This window comes from Pseudomonas sp. PAMC 26793, assembly GCF_000313235.1.
In the GTDB taxonomy this organism is placed as follows: domain Bacteria; phylum Pseudomonadota; class Gammaproteobacteria; order Pseudomonadales; family Pseudomonadaceae; genus Aquipseudomonas; species Aquipseudomonas yamanorum.
The window spans coordinates 199,172-221,188 of sequence record NZ_AMXG01000058.1 but is presented as its reverse complement, the minus strand read 5'-3'; the positions used below and the strand labels follow the sequence as shown (position 1 = coordinate 221,188).

The following is a 22,017-nucleotide window of genomic DNA, read 5'->3' as shown; positions in this document are numbered from 1 at the left end:
CCATTCACAGGGAGTTGTATGCGCAAGGATTACCTGGCGTTCTTCATTTCGTTATTCCTGTCACGCCTGGCCGACCAGATTCTGTTGTTCATCGTGCCGCTGATCGTGTTCCAGACCACCAACAGTGTGTCCTGGGCAGGCTTGGCGTTTTTTGTCGAGTCACTGCCGCGCTTTCTGTCATTCCCGGTGTGCGGCGCGTTGTGCGACAAGTTCTCTCCCGTTCGCATCCTGCATATCAGCCAGGTTTACCGGGCGGTTGCCTGCGTGCTGGCGGTGCTGCTGTATGGGGCATTTGACGGGATCTACTGGATTGTCATTCTTTCGGCGCTGTGCGGCGTGTTGACCACCCAGGGCATCATGGCCCGGGAAGTGGTGATGCCGCATATCTTCAAGCATTACACCTACGCCAAGACCTTGTCCTACTCGCAGATTGCCGACCAGACCGGGTTGGTGCTGGGCCCCTTGGTGGCGGCGCTGATGCTGGAGGTCTGGGCCTGGCATTGGGTAGTGCTGGGGATTGCCGGGCTGTTCCTGCTGGCAGACCTGGCGATGCTGATCTGGCAGCGCAACACCAGGGTCAACCTGGAGACCTTCGAGCAGCACCATGACATCTGGCTGCAACCGCTGCGCATTGCCTTCGGCCACATCCGCAGCCTGCCGGAACTGAAAAGGATCATCGCCCTGGCGGTGGGCGTGAACCTGATCATCGGTGTCACCCTGGCCACGTCGGCCGCCATGGTCATCGGTCAATACGCCGCCGGCAAGGACTCCTACGCCGGCCTGCAGGCAGCGGGTGCCGTGGTGACCATTGTCATTCTGTTCTATCTGGCGCGCGCCACCCTGCCGTTGAAGGTGCTCGGCGGCCTGTCGTATTCAATGATTGCCGTGGGTGCGCTGGTGACTGCGATCAGCCCGAACGTCTGGGCCTATGCCGCAGGCTTCCTGCTGGTGACCGGTTTCGACAAGATGTTCAACGTGTATATGCGCAGCATCCGCCAGCGGATGATTCCGACCCAGGATTTTGGCAAGACCGTAGGAGTGATCACGTTGCTCAACAACCTCTCGCAGCCGTTGGCCGGATTGCTGATTGCGGTTTTCGCGGCATCGCTGGGGACACAGACAGTGATCCTGCTGTTGGCCGGGATCACCGTATTGATCGGTGCGCTGGTGTACGTGGTGTCAGGCCGGCACGCCACTGTGAAAGCGGAACTCGACGTCCGGTGACTCGATCAGTTCCTGCTCGGCGGCGCGCACGCGGTCGATGACCTGGGCGATGTCCTTGGCGTCGCCGTACTGGTAGGCCAGTTTCAGGTAACCCTGGAAATGCCGGGCTTCGCTTTTCAGCAGGCCGAAGTAGAACTTGCCGAGTTCTTCGTCCAAATGCGGCACCAGTGCTTCGAAACGCTCGCAACTGCGGGCTTCGATAAAGGCGCCGACCACCAGCGTATCCACCAGTTTGACCGGCTCATGGCTGCGCACCACTTTGCGCAAACCCGAGGCGTAGCGGCCGGCGGACAGTTGGCGCAGCTCGATCTTGCGCTTCTTCATCAGGCGCATGACTTGCTCGTGGTGCACCAGTTCTTCCCGGGCCAGGCGTGACATCAGGTTGATCAGGTCGACGTGGGAATGGTACTTGGCGATCAGGCTCAAGGCAGTGCTGGCGGCCTTGAATTCACAGTTCTTGTGGTCGATCAGCAAGGTTTCCTGGTCGGCCAACGCGGCCTGGACCCAGCCGTCGGGGGTGCGGCAACCGAGGAATTCGTGGATTTCTGGCAGGTTCATCGGGCTCACGGGCAAAGATTCACAAAAGGCCGGCGATTATACCGACCGCGCCGCAGACCGCCAGCCACTGGGCTTGATGTGCATCAACATGACGTGTGCCGGGCAGCAACTATAGTTGTTCCACGCCCCCCCTTTTTTGGAGAACCCGACCATGCAAGCCATCCGCAGCATCCTGGTGGTCATCGAGCCTGAACATTCGGAAAGCCTGGCCCTCAAGCGCGCCAAGCTGATTGCCGGCGTCACCGGGGCCCATTTGCATCTGTTGGTGTGTGACAAGAAGCACGAGCATTCGGCGATGTTGAGCCTGCTGAAGGCCGGTTTGCAGGAGGATGGTTACAGCGTCACGACTGAACAGGCGTGGAATGACAGCCTGCATGAAACCATCATCGATGTGCAGCAGGCTGAGGGGTGTGGGTTGGTGGTCAAGCAGCATTTCGCGGACAGTCCGCTGAAAAAGGCGTTGCTGACGCCTGCCGATTGGAAGCTGATGCGTTACTGCCCTACTCCGGTGCTGCTGGTGAAGACGTCCACGCCGTGGGCTGGCGGGGTGATTTTGGCGGCCATCGATGTGGGCAATTCGGATGCCGAGCACCAGGCGCTGCATAACTCGATCATTGATCATGGGTTTGATATCGCGAGCCTGGCCAAGGCGCAGTTGCATGTGATCAGTGCGCATCCGTCGCCGATGTTGTCGGCGGCTGACCCGGTGTTTCAGCTCAAGGAGACGATCGAGGCGCGGTATCGCGAGCAGTGCAAGGCGTTTCAGGCGGAATTCGATATTGATGACACGCATCTGCATATCGAGGAAGGGCCGGCGGATGTGTTGATTCCTCATGCGGTGCATAAGTGGCAGGCGGCGGTGACCATTATCGGTACCGTGGCGCGTACGGGGATTTCGGGGGCGTTGATCGGGAATACGGCGGAGGTGGTGCTGGATGCGGTGGACAGTGATGTGTTGGTGCTTAAGCCGCAGGAGTTGATGGATCATCTGGAGGAGCTGGCTAATGGGTGAGGCTTTTTTGGGGGCATATCCGTTATTTGGGTGATGGCGGCTATTGGTTCCGCTCTTACAGCGGGTCACTTTTGGAAAAGAGCCCCAAAAGTAACCAAAAGGGCTCTTGCCCCACCACTCGGCACCTCGCCTAGGCTCGGTGTTCACTCCGGCTTTGGACCGTGGGCCGCCGCGATGGGCCATCCATGGCCCAGCGCGGCTAACCCGGCGTCCTGCCGGGTTACCCACGCTCCAAAGCCTGCGTTCGGCCAGCGTGGTTTAACGGGGCGCCTAAGATCAAGATCAAAAGCAAGAGCACAGCGGCCTACCGGCCGGCTTGGGTGTTGAAGAGCAAAATCAAAAGCTAAAGCGGGCACGGTCAAATGTGGGAGCTGGCTTGTCTGCGATGGCATCAACTGGGTGTACCTGATGTACCGAGTTGTCTGCATCGCAGGCAAGCCAGCTCCCACAGAAAAGCAGCTCTGTTTTCGCTCTGGATCTCTGGCCTTCTAACACTCAAGCCGGCCGGTAGGCCGCTGTGCTCTGCTTTTGATCTGCTTTTGATTTTGATCTGCGGGCCCCGTTAACCACGATGGCCGCAAGTAGGCACGGTGGAGCGGGTAAATCGGCAGGGATGCCGATTTAGCCGCGCCGGGCCATGGATGGCCCGTCGCGGCGGCCCGCGGAATCGGGCCGGAGTGCGGGCATGCCGAGCCTAGGCGAGGCACCGAGTGGTGGGGCAAAGCGTTTTTTGGTTACTTTTTTAGGCGTTTGTAAAAAAGTGACCCGCTGTAAGAGCGGAACCATAAGCAGCCGTTACCGCAGCAACGGATATGTACACAGTCAGCCAGCAAAAGCATCCCGCAAAAACCCCGGCGCGATATACCGCTGATAATGCGCCTCGGACAAAATAAAAAACTCCCGATCTATCGCATCCCGCAACTCAGGCAACCCCCACTCCCGAAACTCCGGCATCAACACCATCCCGTAAGCCTCAAGATTGCTGATCACCCGAGCCCCCCGGGCAATCAACTGATACGCCCAGCAATACTCCGACTGATGCGGCACAAACCGAATCTTGCGTTGCTCCAACTGCCCCCGCAGGATTTTCGGGTCAAACACCTCTAGCTTCCCAGCCATTACCTGCACCAACAACTGCTCCAGCCGCAGCCAGACCGCACGCTTTTCTTCCTCGTTATACCCGTTCCACTGAATCACCTCATGGTGAAACCGCTTACACCCCCGGCACACAAGATCGCCGTAAACCGTGGAGCACAGGCCTACGCAAGGGGTCTTGATGGTTTGGTTAGACATGGTCGACAACGCACAAATCAGCGAAACAGTTGCACATGTTAGCCCTTTGTCTAAGGTTGATCACCCCGCAAACTTGGCGACGCAACTTACGTTTAGATTTTTTTTGCCGTAGAATCATCCGGCCTTGTAAGGCGCCAATAATCCGTTGGAAGCTGTTTTCAAAGCGTCACGAGCACAGTCGTTCCTAAAGAACGGTGTTGGCGATGGTTATTTACCCGGTAAATAGCCAGCGCCAACCCTCATCAGCTCCGTTCTGCAGGCGTAAAACTTTGAAAGCAGCTTCTGTGAGGATTGCCGGCAGCGCTGGCTCTACGGCCCAAAAAGCCCCTGAGCGCATGCGTGCCGTGCTTTTCTGGATGAGCGTCCCGTGGGACCACTGATGAGGGTAATAACTGTGCTTGAAGCCTACCGCAAACATATCGAAGAGCGTGCAGCCCTGGGTATCGTTCCCCAGCCGCTTAACGCCGAACAAACCGCAGGCCTGGTCGAGCTGCTGAAAAATCCCCCGGCTGGCGAAGAAGAATTCCTCGTTGACCTGATCACCAACCGCATTCCACCAGGCGTTGACGAAGCTGCCTACGTCAAGGCCGGTTTCCTGTCTGCCCTGGCCAAGGGCGAAGCCACTTCCCCTCTGATCGACAAGAAACGCGCTGTTGAACTGCTCGGCACCATGCAAGGCGGCTACAACATCGTGACCCTGGTCGAACTGCTGGACGACGCCACCCTGGCTCCCGTCGCTGCCGCCCAACTCAAGCACACCCTGCTGATGTTCGATGCTTTCCACGACGTCGCGGAAAAAGCCAAGAACGGCAACGAACACGCTAAAGCCGTGATCCAGTCCTGGGCCGACGGCGAGTGGTTCAAGAACCGCCCGACCCTGGCCGACAAGATCAGCCTGCGCGTGTTCAAGGTGTCTGGCGAAACCAACACCGACGACCTGTCCCCTGCCCCGGACGCCTGGTCCCGTCCTGACATCCCGCTGCACGCCCTGGCCATGCTGAAAATGGCCCGTGACGGTATCGTGCCGGATGAGCAAGGCAAGACCGGCCCGATGAAGCAGATCGAAGAAATGCGCAGCCAAGGCTTCCCGATCGCCTACGTCGGTGACGTGGTCGGTACCGGTTCGTCGCGTAAATCGGCAACCAACTCGGTACTGTGGTTCTTCGGCGACGACGTGCCTTACGTGCCGAACAAGCGCGCTGGCGGCTTCTGCTTCGGCAGCAAGATCGCTCCCATCTTCTACAACACCATGGAAGATGCCGGCGCACTGCCAATCGAATTCGACGTCACCAACATGCACATGGGCGACGTGATCGACCTGTACCCGCATGCTGGCAAAGTCACCAAGCACAACAGCGATGAAGTCCTGACCACCTTCGAAATGAAGACCCCGGTCCTGTTGGACGAAGTCCGTGCTGGCGGTCGTATCCCGCTGATCATTGGCCGTGGCCTGACCGAGAAGGCTCGCGCCGAGCTGGGCCTGCCGCCTTCGACCCTGTTCAAGCTGCCGGAAGCGCCGGCTGAAAGCGACAAGGGCTACACCCTGGCGCAGAAAATGGTCGGCAAGGCCTGCGGCGTGGCTGGCGTTCGTCCAGGCACCTACTGCGAACCGAAGATGACCACCGTCGGCTCCCAGGACACCACCGGTCCTATGACCCGTGACGAACTGAAAGACCTGGCGTGCCTGGGCTTTTCCACCGATCTGGTAATGCAGTCGTTCTGCCATACCGCGGCTTATCCAAAGCCGATCGACGTGACCACCCACCACACCCTGCCTGACTTCATCATGACCCGAGGCGGTGTATCGCTGCGTCCAGGCGACGGCATCATCCACAGCTGGCTGAACCGTATGCTGCTGCCGGACACCGTCGGTACCGGTGGTGACTCCCACACCCGTTTCCCAATGGGCATTTCGTTCCCGGCCGGTTCCGGCCTGGTGGCGTTCGCCGCAGCCACTGGCGTTATGCCACTGGACATGCCGGAATCGATCCTGGTGCGTTTCAAAGGCGAAATGCAGCCTGGCATCACCCTACGTGACCTGGTTCACGCCATTCCTTACTACGCGATCCAGGCTGGCCTGCTGACCGTAGAGAAGAAAGGCAAGAAGAACGCGTTCTCCGGCCGCATCCTGGAAATCGAAGGCCTGGACAACCTGAGCATCGAACAGGCTTTCGAGCTGTCCGACGCCTCGGCTGAACGTTCGGCTGCCGGTTGCACCATCAAGCTGTCGAAAGAATCCATCACCGAGTACCTGAACTCCAACATCACCCTGCTGCGCTGGATGATCGGTGAAGGCTACGGCGATGCGCGTACCCTGGAACGCCGTGCCCAAGCGATGGAAGCCTGGGTTGCCAACCCTGAGCTGATGGTTGCCGATGCTGACGCCGAATACGCTGAAATCATCGAGATCGACCTGGCCGACATCAAAGAGCCTGTGCTCTGCGCGCCAAACGATCCGGACGACGCTCGTCTGCTGTCCAGTGTTGCTGGCGAGAAGATCGACGAAGTGTTCATCGGTTCGTGCATGACCAACATCGGTCACTTCCGCGCTGCCGGCAAATTGCTGGATCAGGTCAAGGGTCAGCTGCCAACCCGTCTGTGGCTGTCGCCGCCGACCAAGATGGACGCTCACCAACTGACCGAAGAAGGCTACTACGGCATCTACGGCAAGGCTGGCGCGCGCATGGAAATGCCGGGCTGCTCGCTGTGCATGGGTAACCAGGCACGTGTAGAGCCGAACTCGACCGTTGTGTCGACGTCGACCCGTAACTTCCCGAACCGCCTGGGTGACGGCGCAAACGTCTACCTGGCTTCGGCTGAGCTGGCGTCGGTGGCTTCCATCCTGGGTCGCCTGCCGACCGTTGAGGAGTACATGGAATACGCCGCGAAGATCAACACCATGGCCAGCGACGTGTATCGCTACCTGAGTTTTGACCAGATCGCCGAGTTCCGTGAAATTGCTGCAAGCGCCAACATTCCTGTGGTTCAAGCCTAAGGTTTTGTTGCTGTAAAGGAACGCCGCGTATCGCAAGGTACGCGGTGTTTTTTTATGCCTGCAGAAAATCGTTCTATCCGAGACAGCCCCAAATAGTCCGTAAGATCGGTCCTGTATTCGCGTCAGTAATATTTACACTTCGATACAGAGCATTCCGTCAGAACATTAAATCATCCACAAACGTCAATGAATCCGCGGGATAGAGCGGTTTATTCGGACCGCTGGAAGGCCCGTCGGCTGTATCAAAATACAAAAACAGCGCTGCGAATAACAATGATTATCATTGGTTTCCGCATTTAAAATGGGTATCCTTCGCCTGCTTTTACTCAAGGCTGCGCAAAAGGACTCCCACTTGAAGTACGAATACAGCACAAAACCGCAATGGCTACTGACTCGCTGGAGCGAGGCACTCGGCACTCCCCTCTTCCAAACCCATCGCATCACACTCGACTCCCTGATCAACACCTTGGCGCCAGCCGCCGAGCGCAGCTTCCAACGTTTGATTCAGGCGCTGTTCCGTGAGGGGTTACTGAACGCAAACGCCCTTGAGTACGACGACCACCACCGATGCTGGTTGACCCTCTGCGACCAAACCCGCCTGTGCTTCGACCATTTGCTCCCGGGGCGCATGAGCAGCTGGGACCTGCGTGGCAATATCACCGCACACAGCGGGGAATACCCACCTCACAAGGTCCAGTTTCCTTCGGAACTGCTGACCCTGCTCAACAACGATCTCCAGGCGCCTGCCGCTCCCGAGGTGCTGCACCGCCTCAACGAAGAGCTCGATGACAGCTTCACCAACGACACGCTGTGCCTGGCGTTCCATCAGCAGTGGACGCTCCATTTGCACGAGGCCATGGACCCGGCACACAGCGACAATCTGTTGGCATGGCTCAAGGACGATCCACGCGTTGCCAACCCGACCTCGTTACTTGAGCAATGGGGCACCCTGGGCCACCCATGGCACCCCAACTACAAGACCAAGCTTGGCTTGAGCACCGACCAAGTCATCGATTTTTCACCGGAGTTCGAAGCCCGCTTTCCGGTGATCCTCTGCGCGCTGCACCGCCAGTTTGCTCATGTCGAATCACTGGCTGGCACCGCCGACTACTGGCAGTGGTGGCAAGCCCACTTTCCACACGCGGCCCAGCAACTGACGGCTGAACTGACGCGCCAAGGCCTTGAGGCCGCAGACTACCTGCCGCTGCCTGCGCACCCGTGGCAAGCCCGCCAGGAGCTGCCACAGACCTTTGCCAACGAAATCGGCGACCGGCTGTTGGTGCTGACCGACATCGTCGCATTTACCGCACATCCCACCATGTCGTTCCGCACCGTGTTGCCCGAGGGACGGCGTGATGCACCGATGGTCAAGCTGCCGGTTTCACTGCGCCTGACCAGCGTGCAACGCACCGTATCGCCACGCTCGGCGCGCATGGGCCCGCGCATCAGCCACTTAATGCAAACCATCCTGGCTCGCGAGCCGGAGGTTCAGAAGATTCTCGGCATCGTTCCCGAACGCATCGGCGTGCACTTCAAGCCACAACCGGCAGACGACGAGCGCTCTCGTCACCTGGCGGTGCTGTACCGGGACAACCCGCTGAACCAACTGCAGCCCGGGGAAATAGCGGTTCCGGTCGGCAGCCTGTTCGCCGTCGACCAGCACGGCCAGCCGCTGTTGCGACAGTGGGTGCATCTGGCACAGGGCAAGGACGATAGCGGCGCCATGCAAGCGTTTTTCCGTGATTACGTTGCGATTGCAGTGCCTGGCCTGCTGAATATGTACCTGCGCTACGGCGTGGCTTTCGAAGCCCACCAGCAGAACAGCTTCATGATCATGGCCGCAGACGGACAACTGAGCCGCCTGCTGTTGCGTGACTTCGGCGACATCCGTATCGACCGCAAGACGTTGCATGCGCAGGGCCTGGACATCGAACTGCACGACCCGAAGATGACGCTGTATGACGACGCAGGCTTCGTGCGCGACAAACTGCTGCACACGGTTTTCATGTGTCACCTGGGCGAACTGGTGCTGCTCGGCGCCCGCGAATTCGACGTCCCCCAGGCGCTGCTGTGGGGTGAGCTGGCTTCACAGGTCAGCCAATGCTTCGACGACCTGCGCGGCCAGGTCGAACCGCAGCGCTGGGCCACGGAACGCCAGGCCTTGCTGGAACAGGACTGGCCCGCCAAATCGTTTATGCGCATGCGCTTGCTGGAGAGCCATGCCGATATCGTCGGGCGCCTGTGCAACCCGCTGAGCGTTCAAGTCGATGGCAACTAACAGCGCAGCCCTGAGGTTGCTGGTCTGCATTCAACTGGTGTCCATGGGCGCCATGGAAATGAGCGGCCCTTTCTGGCCCTTGCAGATCCAGAAACTGCTTGGCATCGCCAACGCCCAGTACACCGGCCTGCTGTCTTCACTGGTGTACGCCGGGCCGATGATGGCGGCTATGGTGCTGACTCCCGCCTGGGGGCGGCTGGGTGATCGAACCGGCCACAAGCCCATGATCATTCGGGCGTTGCTGGCGCTGGCAGCGTGTCAGGCCCTGGCCGCAATCACCTTCGATCCATGGCTATTGGTGGGCATCAGGGTGGCGCAAGGAGCGCTCGCCGGGTTTATTGCAGCGGCCCAAGCCTACGCTCTGGCCTGCTGTGGCGACGGGGGGCGCGGGCAAATTCTTGCCCGCCTGCAATCGGCGACGGCCGTTGGCTCACTGGCCGGCCCAGTGCTGGGTGGCTGGCTGATGGATGTCTCGGGGTTCGCGTTGCTGTGCTACAGCGCCACCGTCATTTGCCTGTTGTGCGCGGCGATCAGTGTGTTTTTGCCCAGCGATACGCAGCGCGTAACCCACAAGCAAAAACCGCCACATACCCAGCTGCCCAAGGGTTGGCTGGGAGCGATGCTCGGCGTCATCGTGCTGATTCAAGCGGCCAAAATGATGCCGCAGCCGTTCTATGCCTTGTACGTGGCAGACATCCTGCACGCGCCCGCCTGGCTGATCGGCGCCAGTTATGCCGCCAGCGCCGCCACGCTCGCACTGTCCGCGCCGCTTTGGGGGCGGTTATTCGACCGCCATCAACCGGCGCACACCCTGCGTGTCATTGAATGGGTTGCCTGGGCCTGCGCACTGACCCTCGCTTTTACTGCGATCGCCAGTGAGTGGATGGGCTTTATTGCCAGCCGCTTGCTCTGGGGCGTATGGCAAGGCGCGCTACTGCCCGTTGCTTACACCTTGATCGCCAACACGGTCGCGTCCAGCCAGCAAGGCTTCGCGCTGGGCCTGGGCAACAGCGCCGCCAAAGCCGGCGCGTTGTGCGGAGCCCTGATCGGTGGCATCGGCATGGGGCTCATTGGGTTGGCGCACAGCTTCTGGCTCGTCGCCCTCACATACGCGTTGGCTGCACTGGGTATCCGTGCCATTCGGTCTTTCTCAAAAATGCCGGAAACGACTGTTTCCACCACCACCAACACTTCTCAACACTAAAAAAGAAAAAAATGAAAAAACTCCAACTTTCTATCCTGTTGCCCTTTATCGGCTCGTTGAGCACCCCGGCGTGGGCCGATCAAACCGAAACGGCGCCCACCACACCCAACGCCATGCAGTTACAGGAAGTGGTGGTGTCCGCCACCCGTACAGAGGCCAGCATCGCCTCGATTCCCGGCTCTGTGCAGGTGATCAGTCAAGATCAGATCACCCAGCAAACCGGTGCGGGACGTCGCGTCTCTGACATCCTCGGCCAGCTGGTTCCGGGTATTTCCCCCTCCACCGGAGGCATGAGTAACTTCGGCCAGACCCTGCGCGGGCGAAACACACTGGTGCTGATCGACGGGGTTTCCCAGAACTCGACGCGAGACAACTTCCGCCAGCTCAACAGCATCGCCCCGGAAAGCATCGAGCGCATTGAAGTGATTTCCGGCGCCAGCAGTGTGTACGGAGCGGGCGCATCCGGCGGCATCATCAACATCATCACCAAGCGCAACAACGGTGAGGCGTTGGCATTCAGCAGCAAGATTGGCCTGACTTCCGGCAACAATCTCAACAAGAAAGGTTTTGCCTACGACGTGTTCCAGAGCGCCACCGGGCGCAAGGACGCGCTGGACTGGTACGTATCGGCCAACGGCGTACAGCGCAACGATCAATTTGACGGGAACGGACACCGCATCCCCCAGGACACGTCCCAGGGCAGCAACATGGACACCGACACCTACGACCTGCAAGGTCGCTTCGGCTACGAGCTGGACGCCGACAAGAAGATCAGCCTGTCGCTGCAGGACTACAAAGACCAGCAAGATACCCACTACACCAAGAACCCACGCATCACCAGCGAAGCCGTCGCAGTAAAAGGCCTGGACCTGGATGACCAACCGTTCACCCACAACCAGGCCGTCAACCTCAACTACACCGACAAGGATTTCTACGGCCAGGGCTTGCAGGTCGAAAGCTATTGGCGCCGCGCCGACGCCTTGTTTTTTCCGGACCTGTCACGGGGCAGAGCCGGGATTTCCGACAACAATAGCGTGCAGGATGTGTACGGCCTGCGGGCAGCCATCGAAAGCGCCATGCCAGACATCGGCTCGGCCACCGGTACATTGGTCTGGGGTGCCGATTACAATCACGAAACCTCAACCCAGCGCGGTGATCAATATCGGGTCAATGGGCTGAGCTACACCAAGACCGGTACGACCTTTGAAATGGGGCCGGACATCACGACCACCAACAAGGCCATCTTCGGTCAACTGTCCTACGACATTGGCGATTGGACACTGCGTGGCGGCGTGCGCCGCGAATGGATCGACAGCGAGATTTCCGACAGCATCGCCTACGGGGAAATCGTCCAGACAGGCAATCGGGCGACCCTCCCCGGCGGCACCCTGAAATACAACGACACCCTTTACAACCTAGGCGCGGTGTACCACCTGAGCGAAAACCAGGACGTGTTCGCCAACTTCAGCCAAGGCTTTTCCCTGCCGGATATCCAGCGTTTCCTGCGTGACGTCAACAGCACCTTTGACATCCAGAAACTCAATGCCCAGGCCCTCAAGGTCAACAGCTATGAGTTGGGATGGCGTGGCAACTGGGACAAGTGGCAGGCCAGCGTCACGGCGTACGAGAACACCTCGGACGTCACCCAGTTCTATGACGCCAACGACCGCGTACTGCGCTTGATCAACCAGAAAGAGCGCGTGCGCGGCGCGGAAACAACCCTGACCTATAACGTGACGGATCAATGGTCGGTGGGCGGCACTTACGCGTACGCCAAGGGCGAGACCAACCAGAACGGCAAATGGATCGACCTGCCTGCCACGCGTATTTCACCGGCCAAGACAACTGCCTTCGTGGGTTACGACCGTGGGGACTACAACCTGCGCCTGCAAGGCATGCGATTGGCCAACTATGACGCCGCGTTCGACGATAACAACGGCCGCGATATCAAGGGCTACACGTTGTTCGACCTGCTAGGTTCGGTAGCGTTGCCGGTGGGTCGCCTGGAGGGCGGGGTCTACAACCTGACCAACCGCAACTACCAGAACATGTTTGCCCAGGCCAACGCCCGCGCGCCCTACCCGAATGCTGAAGGCCGTACGTTCAGCCTGAGTTATGCCGTCGACTGGTAATAACCTCTGCACGCGGAAGCGAGCTCCCGCTGATCAAGCAAGGCTCGCCTTCAGGGTGAGCCTTGACCGTCTCGATCACCGCCCGCAACTCAGCCTTGCTTTGCTCCAGACGCGCCTGTATCACCTCGATTTCCTCGATCTTTCGCTCAAGCCCGAAGACAATCTCTGCTCGCCTGGCCTCGCTGGGCGAGGCATCCGGCATCAGCTGTTTCAGCTCCTGCAAACTGAAACCTGCGCGCTGAGCGCCTTGGATCAACTGCAACGCCTGCAGGGTTTGGGGCGCATAACGGCGATAGCCATTGGCTTGCCGTTCAACCTGGATAAGCCCCTCAGCCTCGTAAAAGCGAATTTTTGAGGCCGACAGGCCGCTGAGTTTTGCCAACTCGCCGATATTCATGCTTTACCCGCTTGACCTTAAAGTGACCTTTAAGCTTAGCCTGAGCGCTCCCATTGTGAGGAGTCAAGCATGTCACCCTTTGAAGCGTTGCAATTGCCCAACGGCCAGCTCATCAGTAACCGCATCGCCAAGGCGGCGATGGAAGAGAACATGGCGGATGCACACCAGGCGCCTTCCGAGGCCTTGATGCGCCTGTATCAAGCCTGGGCCGAAGGCGAACCCGGCCTGATCCTGACCGGCAACGTGATGATCGACCGCCACGCCATGACCGGCCCCGGCGGCGTGGTGCTGGAAGACGAACGTCACCTGGACAAGTTTCGCCAATGGGCCGCGATTGGCCGGGCCAAGGGCGCGCAGTTCTGGGTACAGCTGAACCACCCGGGCCGACAGACCATGGCCAACCTCGGCCAGCCAGCATTGGCTCCGTCTGCGGTGGCCCTCGATCTCGGCGGCTTTTCGAAGATGTTCGCCCAACCCAAGGCGATGACCGAGGACGATATACAGGACGTCATCTCGCGCTTCGCCACCAGCGCGCGTCTTGCCGAAAAAGCCGGTTTCAGCGGCGCGCAGATCCATGCCGCCCACGGCTACCTGCTCAGCCAGTTTCTCTCGCCCTTGAGCAACCAGCGCACGGACCGCTGGGGCGGCAGCGTGGAAAACCGTGCGCGGCTGCTGCTGGAGGTGGTCAAGGCCGTGCGCGCCTCTGTGAGCCCTGACTTCTGCGTGGCAGTAAAACTCAACTCCGCCGACTTCCAGCGTGGCGGGTTTGACGCCGCCGACGCCCGCGCCGTGGTCGAGCTGCTCAACCCGCAGGCCATCGACCTGCTGGAGTTGTCCGGCGGCAGCTACGAAGCCCCGGCCATGCAAGGCGAGGCTCGCGACGGACGCACCTTGGCCCGCGAAGCCTATTTCATCGAGATGGCCAGCGACCTGGCGAAAGTCGCCAGCATGCCGGTGATGGTCACCGGCGGTATCCGCCGTTTGCCAATCGTCCAGCAAGTACTGGACAGCGGCATCGCCATGGCCGGGATCGCCACCGCCCTGACCCTGGAGCCGCACCTGATCAAGCAGTGGCGCGCTGGCCGCGATCTCAACCCGCAACTGCCGCCGATCCGCTGGAAGCGCAAACCCCTGGCCAGCCTGGCGAACATGGCAGTGGTGCGCTATCAGCTGCGCCGCCTGAGCCGTGGCCGCCGGCCGAACCCCGGGGTGGCGCCGCTGCTGGCGTTGATAAAAGACCAACTCTTTATCGCCCGTCGCACCCGCCAATATCGAGCCGCGATGACCAATTCTTCACATTGAGCGGGGAGCATTCAGCGCCATGGAACTGTCCTTTACTGATCAGCAGCTTTTTACCCTCACTGACGATTGGAGTTCTTCATGGCGAAAATCACCCTGGCCCAGCAATTGGCGACCACCCTTGAACAGGCGGGCATCAAGCGCATCTGGGGCCTGACCGGCGACAGCCTCAACGGCCTGACCGACTCCCTGCGCACCATGGACAGCATCGAGTGGATGCACGTGCGCCACGAAGAAGTGGCCGCATTCGCCGCCGGTGCCGAAGCGGCCGCCACCGGCGAGCTGACGGTATGCGCCGGCAGCTGTGGCCCCGGCAACCTGCACTTGATCAATGGCCTGTTCGACTGCCATCGCAACCATGTGCCGGTACTGGCCATCGCCGCACAGATCCCCTCCTCCGAGATCGGCCTGAACTACTTTCAGGAAACCCATCCCCAGGAACTGTTCAAGGAGTGCAGCCACTTTATCGAGCTGGTGACCAACCCCGAACAAATGCCCCACGTGCTGCACCGCGCCATGCGCTCGGCGATCCTCAATCGCGGCGTGGCGGTGGTGGTGATTCCGGGCGACGTGTCGTTGCTGGAAGTGGAAGACAAATTCAAACCATGGCCGGCCCTGCTGGCGCCGCGCACCTTGCCGGCAGAACAGGACCTGCAACGCCTTACCGGCATCCTCGAAAACAGCGGCAAAGTCACCCTGCTGTGCGGCAGCGGCTGTGCCGGCGCCCACGATGAAGTGGTGGCCCTGGCCGACGCCCTCGGTGCACCGGTGGTTCACGCCCTGCGCGGCAAAGAGCATGTGGAGTGGGACAACCCGTTCGACGTCGGCATGACCGGCCTGATCGGCTTCAGCTCCGGTTACCACGCCATGCTCAACTGCGACACGCTGATCATGCTCGGCACCGACTTCCCGTATCGCCAGTTCTACCCCACTGACGCGAAGATCATTCAGGTCGACCGCAACCCTCAGGCACTGGGCCGGCGTGCCACCCTGGACCTGGGGATTGCTGCCGACGTCAGCGAGACCATCCAGGCGCTGCTGCCGCGCCTGACCCGCAAGACGGATCGCAGCTTCCTGGAAACCTCGCTCAAGCATTATGAGAAAGCGCGCCAAGGCTTGGATTACCTGGCAGAACCGTCAAAGGCCGGCCGGCCGATTCACCCGCAATACGTCGCGCGCCTGCTCAGTGAGCTGGCGGACGATGATGCGATCTTCACCGCCGACGTGGGTTCGCCGACCGTGTGGGCGGCACGCTACTTGAAGATGAATGGCAAGCGCCGGTTGATCGGCTCGTTCAACCACGGCTCGATGGCCAACGCCATGCCCCAGGCCATCGGCGCACAAGCGGCGTTTCCCGGGCGTCAGGTGATTTCGATGTCTGGCGACGGTGGCTTTACCATGCTGATGGGGGACTTCATCAGCCTGGCGCAGTTGAACCTGCCGGTGAAACTGGTGGTGTTCAACAATTCGTCCCTGAGCTTTGTCGCCATGGAGATGAAAGCTGCGGGCTACCTGGACACCGGCACCGAGCTGAAGAATCCGGACTTTGCTGCCATGTCCAATGCCATGGGCATCCTCGGCATTCGCGTCGAACAGTCCGAAGACCTCGAACCGGCCCTGCGCCGCGCCCTGGCCCACGACGGCCCGGTGCTGGTGGATGTGGTCACCGCCACCCAGGAACTGGTGATGCCGCCCAGCATCAAGCTGGAACAGGCCAAGGGCTTCAGCCTGTACATGCTCAAGGCGGTGATGAGCGGACGCGGTGATGAAGTGATCGAGTTGGCGAAAACCAACTGGCTCAGGTAAGTCCTGCCAGTGTAGGAGCGAGCTTGCTCGCTCCTACAGGTTACTTATGCGCTTTGCTTTTCCACCCACTTGCCGTAGGCATCAATAAACGCCTGCAAAAACGGCTTGGTCTTTTCCGACAGTTTCCCCGACTCGTCGAACACACTGCCCGCGCCGCCCAGGTAGGCTTCCGGCTGTTGCATGCACGGCACATCGAGGAACACCAGGGATTGGCGCAAATGGTGATTGGCCCCAAAACCGCCGATGGCGCCGGGGGACACACTGATCACCGCGCCCGGCTTGCCGCTGAACACACTTTGGCCATAAGGCCGCGAACCGACGTCAATTGCGTTCTTCAGTACACCCGGCACCGAGCGGTTGTATTCGGGGGTCACAAACAGCACCGCGTCGGATGAACGCACGTGTTGACGGAAAGTACTGTAGGCTGCCGGCGGTGCAGCACCGTCGATGTCCTCGTTGTAGAGCGGCAAATCGCCAATTTCGACAATGTTCAATTTGAGGTTGGCGGGCGCCAACTCAGCCAATGCCAGGGCGACCTTGCGGTTGATCGACTCTTTTCTCAAGCTGCCGACCAGTACGGCAATCGTGTAGACCTTGCTCATTGGGGTTTCCCGATTTCTGACTGAAGGAGCGTGTAGTTATAGAGCCTGCGCGACGCTATCACCAGCGCGTTTTTACAATGCCAAGGACGTTCACACCGCAAATGGACTTGTAAGTAATGTCTGAAAAAGTCAACGAATAGTATTTTTTTTCAATAGGTAAACTACCCCGCTCTCCTACGGTCTACAGAACCGCAAATCGAGTGTTTATCTCCAGAGGTTCTAAACAGATGGCAGCAGTACTTGTCGGACAGTTCCATGCCAGAGACGCGGAAGGTCGCGTTTATTCGGTGCATGAGTTCCAGGAATCCAACCCGCCCCTCGACGGCCTGGCTGGATCGGCGCCCACCACCACCTACAAGCTGGCCATTGGCGACCGCGTAGAAAAACTGGATGGCGATGAGTTCAGGCTGATTCAGTCGGGCACTATCATCACCCGCGAATCCGCAACGATCCACGCTTCATAAGACGTTATTCCCCATAGGCGATATCCACATTATCGCCGACGCCTCCCAGTGTCCGGTCCTTGCCGAACGAGAACAGATCAAAGTGGGTTTTGGCCTGGCTGGGAGGATAGTGGTACTGATAGGCCACGCCCCAAGGGTCCGTCAGCATGTCCTCATCCTTGAGATAGGGCCCCCGCCACTTCGCTTCCCCCGCTGGCTGAACCGTCAACACCGCCAGACCCTCGTCGTCGGTAGGATAACGCCCGACATCCTGATGAAACTGCTCGACCGCCTTGCCCAGCACGTTGAGCTGTACCTTGGCCGTGGCGATTTCGGTCTGAGTCACGTCGCCAAAGATCCTCGGCCCAACTGCAATCACCAGCACGCCCACAACCAGCACGGCCACCAGCACATCCCAATACGAAAACCCGCGCATGTGTGTTTTACCGAGCATCGATAAGGCTCCCCCGTGGATCCTTTGGTTGATACGCCCTTTGTATGACCTGTTGGTTGCAGGCGCCAAGGGACTTGATCGTGCAAGTCTAGTTGGGCCATTCCCGCGCCGGGTCTTTTTTCCGCACCCGGGCCTGAGCCATTGAATCCACGTCGCGCTGAACATAGACTCCGGCCATGCGTTTACGTCATATCGAAGTCATCCAAGCGATTTTGCAGACCGGACACCTCGGCACCGCCGCCGAATGGTTGCAACTGCCCGTGGCCGATGTGGACGCGACGCTCAAGGATGCCGAGCTGCAATTGGGTTTCATGCTGTTCGCCAGTGTGCGCGGACGCTTGCAGGCCACCCGGGAAACCCTCGAGCTGCAGGGTGAAATCGCCCACCTCTATGCGGCCCTTGAGCCGGTGCAACGCCTGGCCAGCAGCCTGAAGCACCACCATGCCCCGCCCTTGCGCGCACTGTGCACCCCGCCGCTGGCCAATCAACTGCTGCCCCAGGCGATCGCCGTGCTGCGCCGGCGCTTTCAAGACACGCCGTGCAACCTCTCCAGCCACTCCACCCGGGACATCGTCAAAAGCCTGCTGCTGCACGAAGCAGACCTTGGCCTGAGCCTGCACGACCCGGAGCATCCGCAGATCCACAGCACGCCATTGGCTCACGGCAAGCTGCAATTGCTCGCGCCCCATGGCTGGCTGAAGCCTCGGCAGAAGTACATCGCGCTACAGGAGTTGGCCGGGCAGTCGATGATCGGCCTTGAAGGCCAGGACCCCCTGAGCCGCCTGCTGGACAGCAAACTGCAAGCCCTGCGCCCGCTGCCGGTGGTGCAAACCCGGGTGCAGACCTACCAGATGATGCGCAGCATGGTCGAAGCCGGGGAAGGCCTGGCGATTGTCGACCCGTTCACCGCCACCGGCGCACGGGAAGCCGGGCTGGACGCGTGCCCGTTGTCACCACCGATGGTGGTGACCTTGTATGCGTTGACGCTGAAGGGCAGCGAGCCATCGCCCGCCTTGAATGCATTGCTGGAGATTGTCACCGAGAAGGCTGAAAGCCTGCTGACAAGCACACTGCCTTGAATGTGGGAGCTGTCGAGCTTTAGCGAGGCTGCGAAGGCGGCGGCATGCTCGATAAAGAGGTCGCCTGACCCACCGCTATCGCGGCCTCGCTGGGGCTCGACGGCTCCCACAGGGTTCGGGGGAAGTCTGGGAGTTGTGTGTTCGGTCGCAAGCACTTGGGTTGCGCAAATCGAATGTGGGAGCTGTCGAGCTTTAGCGAGGCTGCGAAGGCGGCGGCATGCTCGATAAAGAGGTCGCCTGACACACCGCCATCGCGGCCTCGCCAGGGCTCGACAGCTCCTACAGTTGATCGGGGTGACTCAGACCGCTTCCAATTCTGTCTTGAACAACCGATACCAGAAAATCGCCACTTCACGGGTCTGCGGGTCGATCCCTCGATAGCGCAGGTGGTCGATCCCGCCCATCACATAGCCACAACGCTCATACAACCGACAGGCACCGAGGTTGTTGTTCTGGGTTTCCAGCATCATCCCCGGCAGGTTTTTCTTGCGGCTCCAGAACTGCGCCACGTCCAGCAACGCCTTGGCCACCCCATGGCGCCGCGCCGGCAATACCACCGCCAGCTCATCCACATGGGCAAAGCCGTTCCAGTTGGTGCTGACCACGATATGCCCCACGGGCCGGTCATCCAGGTACGCCATGAACACGGCACTGTCGGCAGCGTCCCGGAAGCTGGCGAATTCCTCGGGATCGATGCCGTAGCATTTGCGGTACGGCACGATACGCTCCACCGCCCACTGATCGACGCGCTTGCCCATTTCCGGCACACCGTAGGCATTGACCTCAAAGCTGAAGTCGTTACCCCACACGTAGGCGTCAAATCCCTCATCAGCCACGCGGACACTGAGACCCGGGTACTTCGGGTTCATTACAGCTTGCATAAACATTCTTAACCCTTGATGCAATCGACGGTGTAACAGCGACCATTGCCGTCATCTTCGTGTTGCAGTCCATGAACATCGGCGACAAAACCGGGGAAACTACTGTCGAACGTCCTGGCAAACGCCAGGTAATCAATAATCGAGCGAGTCGATTCGGTGAAGCGCTCACCCGGCATGATCAACGGAATGCCCGGCGGATAAGGCACCAGCATGACCGCTGCGATGCGTCCTGGCAAAGCGTCGATGGACACCGCCTCGACTTCGCCCTTGACCAACAGGTCGTAGGCGTCGGCCGGTTTCATCGCGATTTCCGGCAATACCGTGTACATCCGCTTCAAGTGCTTGGCCGTGGCATTGCTGCGGTAGCAGCTGTGCAACTGGTCGCACAGATCCTTCAAACCCAATCCCTGATACCGCACCGGGCCCTGCTGAAACACCGATGGCAAACAGGCAGCAAGGCTCACATTGGCGTCATAACTGCGCTTGAATTCCAGTAATTCGGTGAGCAGGGTACTCCACTTGCCTTTGGTGATGCCCATGGAAAACAGCACAAGGAACGAATACAGCCCGGTCTTTTCCACCACCAGCCCACGTTCCCAAAGGAATTTACTGACCACCGCAGCGGGTATTCCGCACTCGCTCAGTGCCCCGCCGGCGTTCAGGCCGGGCATCACCAGGGTGACTTTGATCGGGTCCAGCAGCACGTAATCTTCGGCGATATCACCAAAGCCATGCCAGTCGGCCTGGGGTTGCAGCAGCCAGTCCGCCGTCACCACCCGGTCGATGCCCGCCACCAGCGGCGGCTGCCAGATGGAGAACCACCAGTCTTCAGCGGCGATGTGCTGGCGCAGGTTGGCCAGGGCACGACGAAAGCTCAGGGCTTCGTCAAACATCTCTTGCAGCAACGAGCGCCCCGCCGGACCTTCCATCATCGCCGAGGCCACATCCAGGGAGGCGATGATGCTGTACTGCGGCGAGGTGGAAATATGCATCATGAACGCTTCGTTGAAGCGATCCCGGTCGAGCTTGCGCACACCGCCATCCTGCACATGGATCATCGACGCCTGGCTGAACGCCGCCAGCAGTTTGTGGGTGGAGTGCGTGGTGAACACCATTGGGCTGTCGGCCGTGCGCGAAGTGCCCATGCCATAGCGCCCGGCGAAAAACTCATGAAACGCCGCGTAGGCGTACCAGGCTTCGTCAAAGTGCAGCACCTCGACACTGTTGCCCAGTTGCTGCTTGATCAGCTCGGCGTTGTAGCACAGGCCGTCGTAGGTCGAGTTGGTGACCACCGCCAGCTTGACCTTGGCCGGTCGACCTCGGGTCAGCGGGCTGGCGTCGATCTTGGCGCGGATCGACTCGGGGCTGAACTCGCTCAGGGGAATCGGCCCGATGATCCCCAGTTCATTGCGCTCCGGGCACAGGTACAGCGGGATGGCGCCAGTCATGATGATCGAATGCAGCACCGACTTATGGCAGTTGCGGTCCACCAGCACCAGGTCATCCCGGCCAACCATGGAGTGCCAGACAATCTTGTTAGCGGTGGACGTGCCATTGATCACGAAGTACGTGTGATCCGCGCCGAAGTTGCGCGCCGCCCGCGCCTCGGCCTCGGCCAGCGGGCCGGTGTGGTCCAGCAGCGAACCAAGCTCCGGCACCGACACCGACAAGTCCGAACGCAAGGTGTTTTCCCCGAAGAACTGATGAAACGCCTGCCCCACCGGGCTTTTGCGATAGGCCACGCCACCGCCATGGCCGGGGGTATGCCAGGAATAATTGGAATCCGCCGTGTGCTGCACCAGGGCCTTGAAGAATGGCGGCAACAGGCCATCCAGGTAAGCCCGCGCGGCCCGCGCCACTTGCCGCGCGAGAAACGGCACAGTGTCTTCAAACAGGTAAAGAATGCCCCGCAACTGGTTGAGTTCGCTCATGGCGTCGGCCGGGGCGTTTTCCAGGGTGACCTGCTCACCAAGGGCAAAGATCGGCAGGTTCGGCGCCCGCACCCGCGCCAGGCGAATCAGCTCCACCATGTTTTGCATCAGGTGGGTATTTTCCCCGGCCCCCTCGGCAGCAATCAACATGCAGGCCAGGCCGTGATGGGTCGAGGCCACCAGGCGGCCCTCGGCGTAGTCCACCGCTGAAAAGATACTGAAGCCCTCCTGTTCCAGCTCCCGGGCGATGCCCCGGACGCGGTCGCCGGCAACGGTGTCGGCCTTGATGTCGCGGTGCACGATCAGAACCGGGAACTTCAGGTCTTTGTACATGAGCGCTTGGCGTCCTGAGGGCTATGCCTTCAGGGTAGAAGCTCGGGGCGGATGTGGCGAATGAAGATGCGCAAATGCTGGCCTATAAAATTTATA

17 protein-coding genes are annotated in these 22,017 nt (G+C 60.1%); 10 read left to right on the top strand and 7 right to left on the bottom strand.

What is annotated here, in order from left to right:
• Window positions 1–18: 18 nt before the first annotated feature.
• Complete coding sequence (locus D109_RS0131530) at window positions 19–1,224, top strand: MFS transporter (protein ID WP_017480434.1); 1,206 nt, start codon at window positions 19–21, stop codon at window positions 1,222–1,224.
• Here D109_RS0131530 and D109_RS0131525 read toward each other — a convergent pair.
• A complete protein-coding gene (locus D109_RS0131525) occupies window positions 1,180–1,782 on the bottom strand; it encodes a tRNA-(ms[2]io[6]A)-hydroxylase (protein ID WP_008431008.1) in 603 nt (200 codons plus the stop codon). The genes D109_RS0131530 and D109_RS0131525 overlap by 45 nt on opposite strands.
• Window positions 1,783–1,933: 151 nt before the next feature.
• On the opposite strand from D109_RS0131525, the gene D109_RS0131520 reads away from it, so the two are divergent.
• The gene (locus tag D109_RS0131520; RefSeq protein WP_017480433.1) at window positions 1,934–2,794 is read left to right on the top strand and encodes a universal stress protein; all 861 of its coding nucleotides are present in this window, start codon (window positions 1,934–1,936) and stop codon (window positions 2,792–2,794) included.
• 822 nt (window positions 2,795–3,616) lie between these two features.
• Here D109_RS0131520 and D109_RS0131515 read toward each other — a convergent pair.
• Window positions 3,617–4,087, bottom strand: a complete 471-nt coding sequence (locus D109_RS0131515; protein ID WP_026078347.1) for a DUF1289 domain-containing protein — start codon at window positions 4,085–4,087, stop codon at window positions 3,617–3,619.
• Window positions 4,088–4,481: 394 nt separating this feature from the next.
• On the opposite strand from D109_RS0131515, the gene acnB reads away from it, so the two are divergent.
• The 4 genes from acnB (at window position 4,482) to D109_RS0131495 (ending at window position 12,696) form a co-directional block, all read left to right on the top strand.
• Window positions 4,482–7,082, top strand: coding sequence for a bifunctional aconitate hydratase 2/2-methylisocitrate dehydratase (gene acnB / locus D109_RS0131510; protein ID WP_017480431.1), 2,601 nt, complete (start codon window positions 4,482–4,484; stop codon window positions 7,080–7,082).
• A gap of 301 nt (window positions 7,083–7,383) precedes the next feature.
• Window positions 7,384–9,360 carry an IucA/IucC family siderophore biosynthesis protein gene (locus tag D109_RS0131505; RefSeq protein WP_017480430.1) on the top strand — a complete coding sequence of 659 codons (1,977 nt, stop codon included), beginning with the start codon at window positions 7,384–7,386 and terminating at the stop codon, window positions 9,358–9,360.
• On the top strand, window positions 9,350–10,564 hold the full coding sequence (locus D109_RS0131500; protein WP_026078345.1) for an MFS transporter: 1,215 nt from the start codon (window positions 9,350–9,352) through the stop codon (window positions 10,562–10,564). The genes D109_RS0131505 and D109_RS0131500 overlap by 11 nt, the downstream gene beginning before the upstream one ends.
• Window positions 10,565–10,575: 11 nt before the next feature.
• Window positions 10,576–12,696: a TonB-dependent receptor gene (locus tag D109_RS0131495; protein ID WP_017480428.1), complete on the top strand. Its 2,121-nt coding sequence runs from the start codon at window positions 10,576–10,578 to the stop codon at window positions 12,694–12,696.
• Here the strand turns inward: D109_RS0131495 and D109_RS0131490 are convergent.
• The gene (locus D109_RS0131490) at window positions 12,668–13,093 is read right to left on the bottom strand and encodes a MerR family transcriptional regulator (protein WP_017480427.1); all 426 of its coding nucleotides are present in this window, start codon (window positions 13,091–13,093) and stop codon (window positions 12,668–12,670) included. The two genes, D109_RS0131495 and D109_RS0131490, sit on opposite strands and share 29 nt — an antisense overlap.
• Window positions 13,094–13,162: 69 nt before the next feature.
• Here D109_RS0131490 and D109_RS0131485 point away from each other — a divergent pair, with 69 nt between their 5' ends.
• Both D109_RS0131485 and poxB read left to right on the top strand, forming a co-directional pair.
• Window positions 13,163–14,395 carry an NADH:flavin oxidoreductase/NADH oxidase family protein gene (locus D109_RS0131485; RefSeq protein ID WP_017480426.1) on the top strand — a complete coding sequence of 411 codons (1,233 nt, stop codon included), beginning with the start codon at window positions 13,163–13,165 and terminating at the stop codon, window positions 14,393–14,395.
• 78 nt (window positions 14,396–14,473) lie between these two features.
• Window positions 14,474–16,198: a ubiquinone-dependent pyruvate dehydrogenase gene (gene poxB / locus D109_RS0131480; RefSeq protein ID WP_017480425.1), complete on the top strand. Its 1,725-nt coding sequence runs from the start codon at window positions 14,474–14,476 to the stop codon at window positions 16,196–16,198.
• A 44-nt stretch (window positions 16,199–16,242) separates the two neighbouring features.
• On the opposite strand, the gene D109_RS0131475 is transcribed toward poxB, so the two are convergent.
• Window positions 16,243–16,800 (bottom strand): NADPH-dependent FMN reductase, encoded by a 558-nt coding sequence (locus D109_RS0131475; RefSeq protein ID WP_017480424.1) that lies wholly within the window; start codon window positions 16,798–16,800, stop codon window positions 16,243–16,245.
• A 227-nt stretch (window positions 16,801–17,027) separates the two neighbouring features.
• Between D109_RS0131475 and D109_RS0131470 the strand changes: the two genes are divergently transcribed.
• Window positions 17,028–17,264 (top strand): hypothetical protein, encoded by a 237-nt coding sequence (locus D109_RS0131470; RefSeq protein WP_003209248.1) that lies wholly within the window; start codon window positions 17,028–17,030, stop codon window positions 17,262–17,264.
• Between the two features lie 4 nt (window positions 17,265–17,268).
• Here the strand turns inward: D109_RS0131470 and gspG are convergent, their stop codons facing one another.
• The gene (gene gspG / locus D109_RS0131465; protein WP_017480423.1) at window positions 17,269–17,697 is read right to left on the bottom strand and encodes a type II secretion system major pseudopilin GspG; all 429 of its coding nucleotides are present in this window, start codon (window positions 17,695–17,697) and stop codon (window positions 17,269–17,271) included.
• Between the two features lie 176 nt (window positions 17,698–17,873).
• Between gspG and D109_RS0131460 the strand changes: the two genes are divergently transcribed.
• The gene (locus D109_RS0131460; RefSeq protein WP_017480422.1) at window positions 17,874–18,776 is read left to right on the top strand and encodes a LysR substrate-binding domain-containing protein; all 903 of its coding nucleotides are present in this window, start codon (window positions 17,874–17,876) and stop codon (window positions 18,774–18,776) included.
• A gap of 299 nt (window positions 18,777–19,075) precedes the next feature.
• Here the strand turns inward: D109_RS0131460 and D109_RS0131455 are convergent, their stop codons facing one another.
• Window positions 19,076–19,645, bottom strand: a complete 570-nt coding sequence (locus D109_RS0131455) for a GNAT family N-acetyltransferase (protein ID WP_017480421.1) — start codon at window positions 19,643–19,645, stop codon at window positions 19,076–19,078.
• A 20-nt stretch (window positions 19,646–19,665) separates the two neighbouring features.
• Window positions 19,666–21,921 carry an arginine/lysine/ornithine decarboxylase gene (locus tag D109_RS0131450; protein ID WP_017480420.1) on the bottom strand — a complete coding sequence of 752 codons (2,256 nt, stop codon included), beginning with the start codon at window positions 21,919–21,921 and terminating at the stop codon, window positions 19,666–19,668.
• Window positions 21,922–22,017 lie beyond the last annotated feature (96 nt).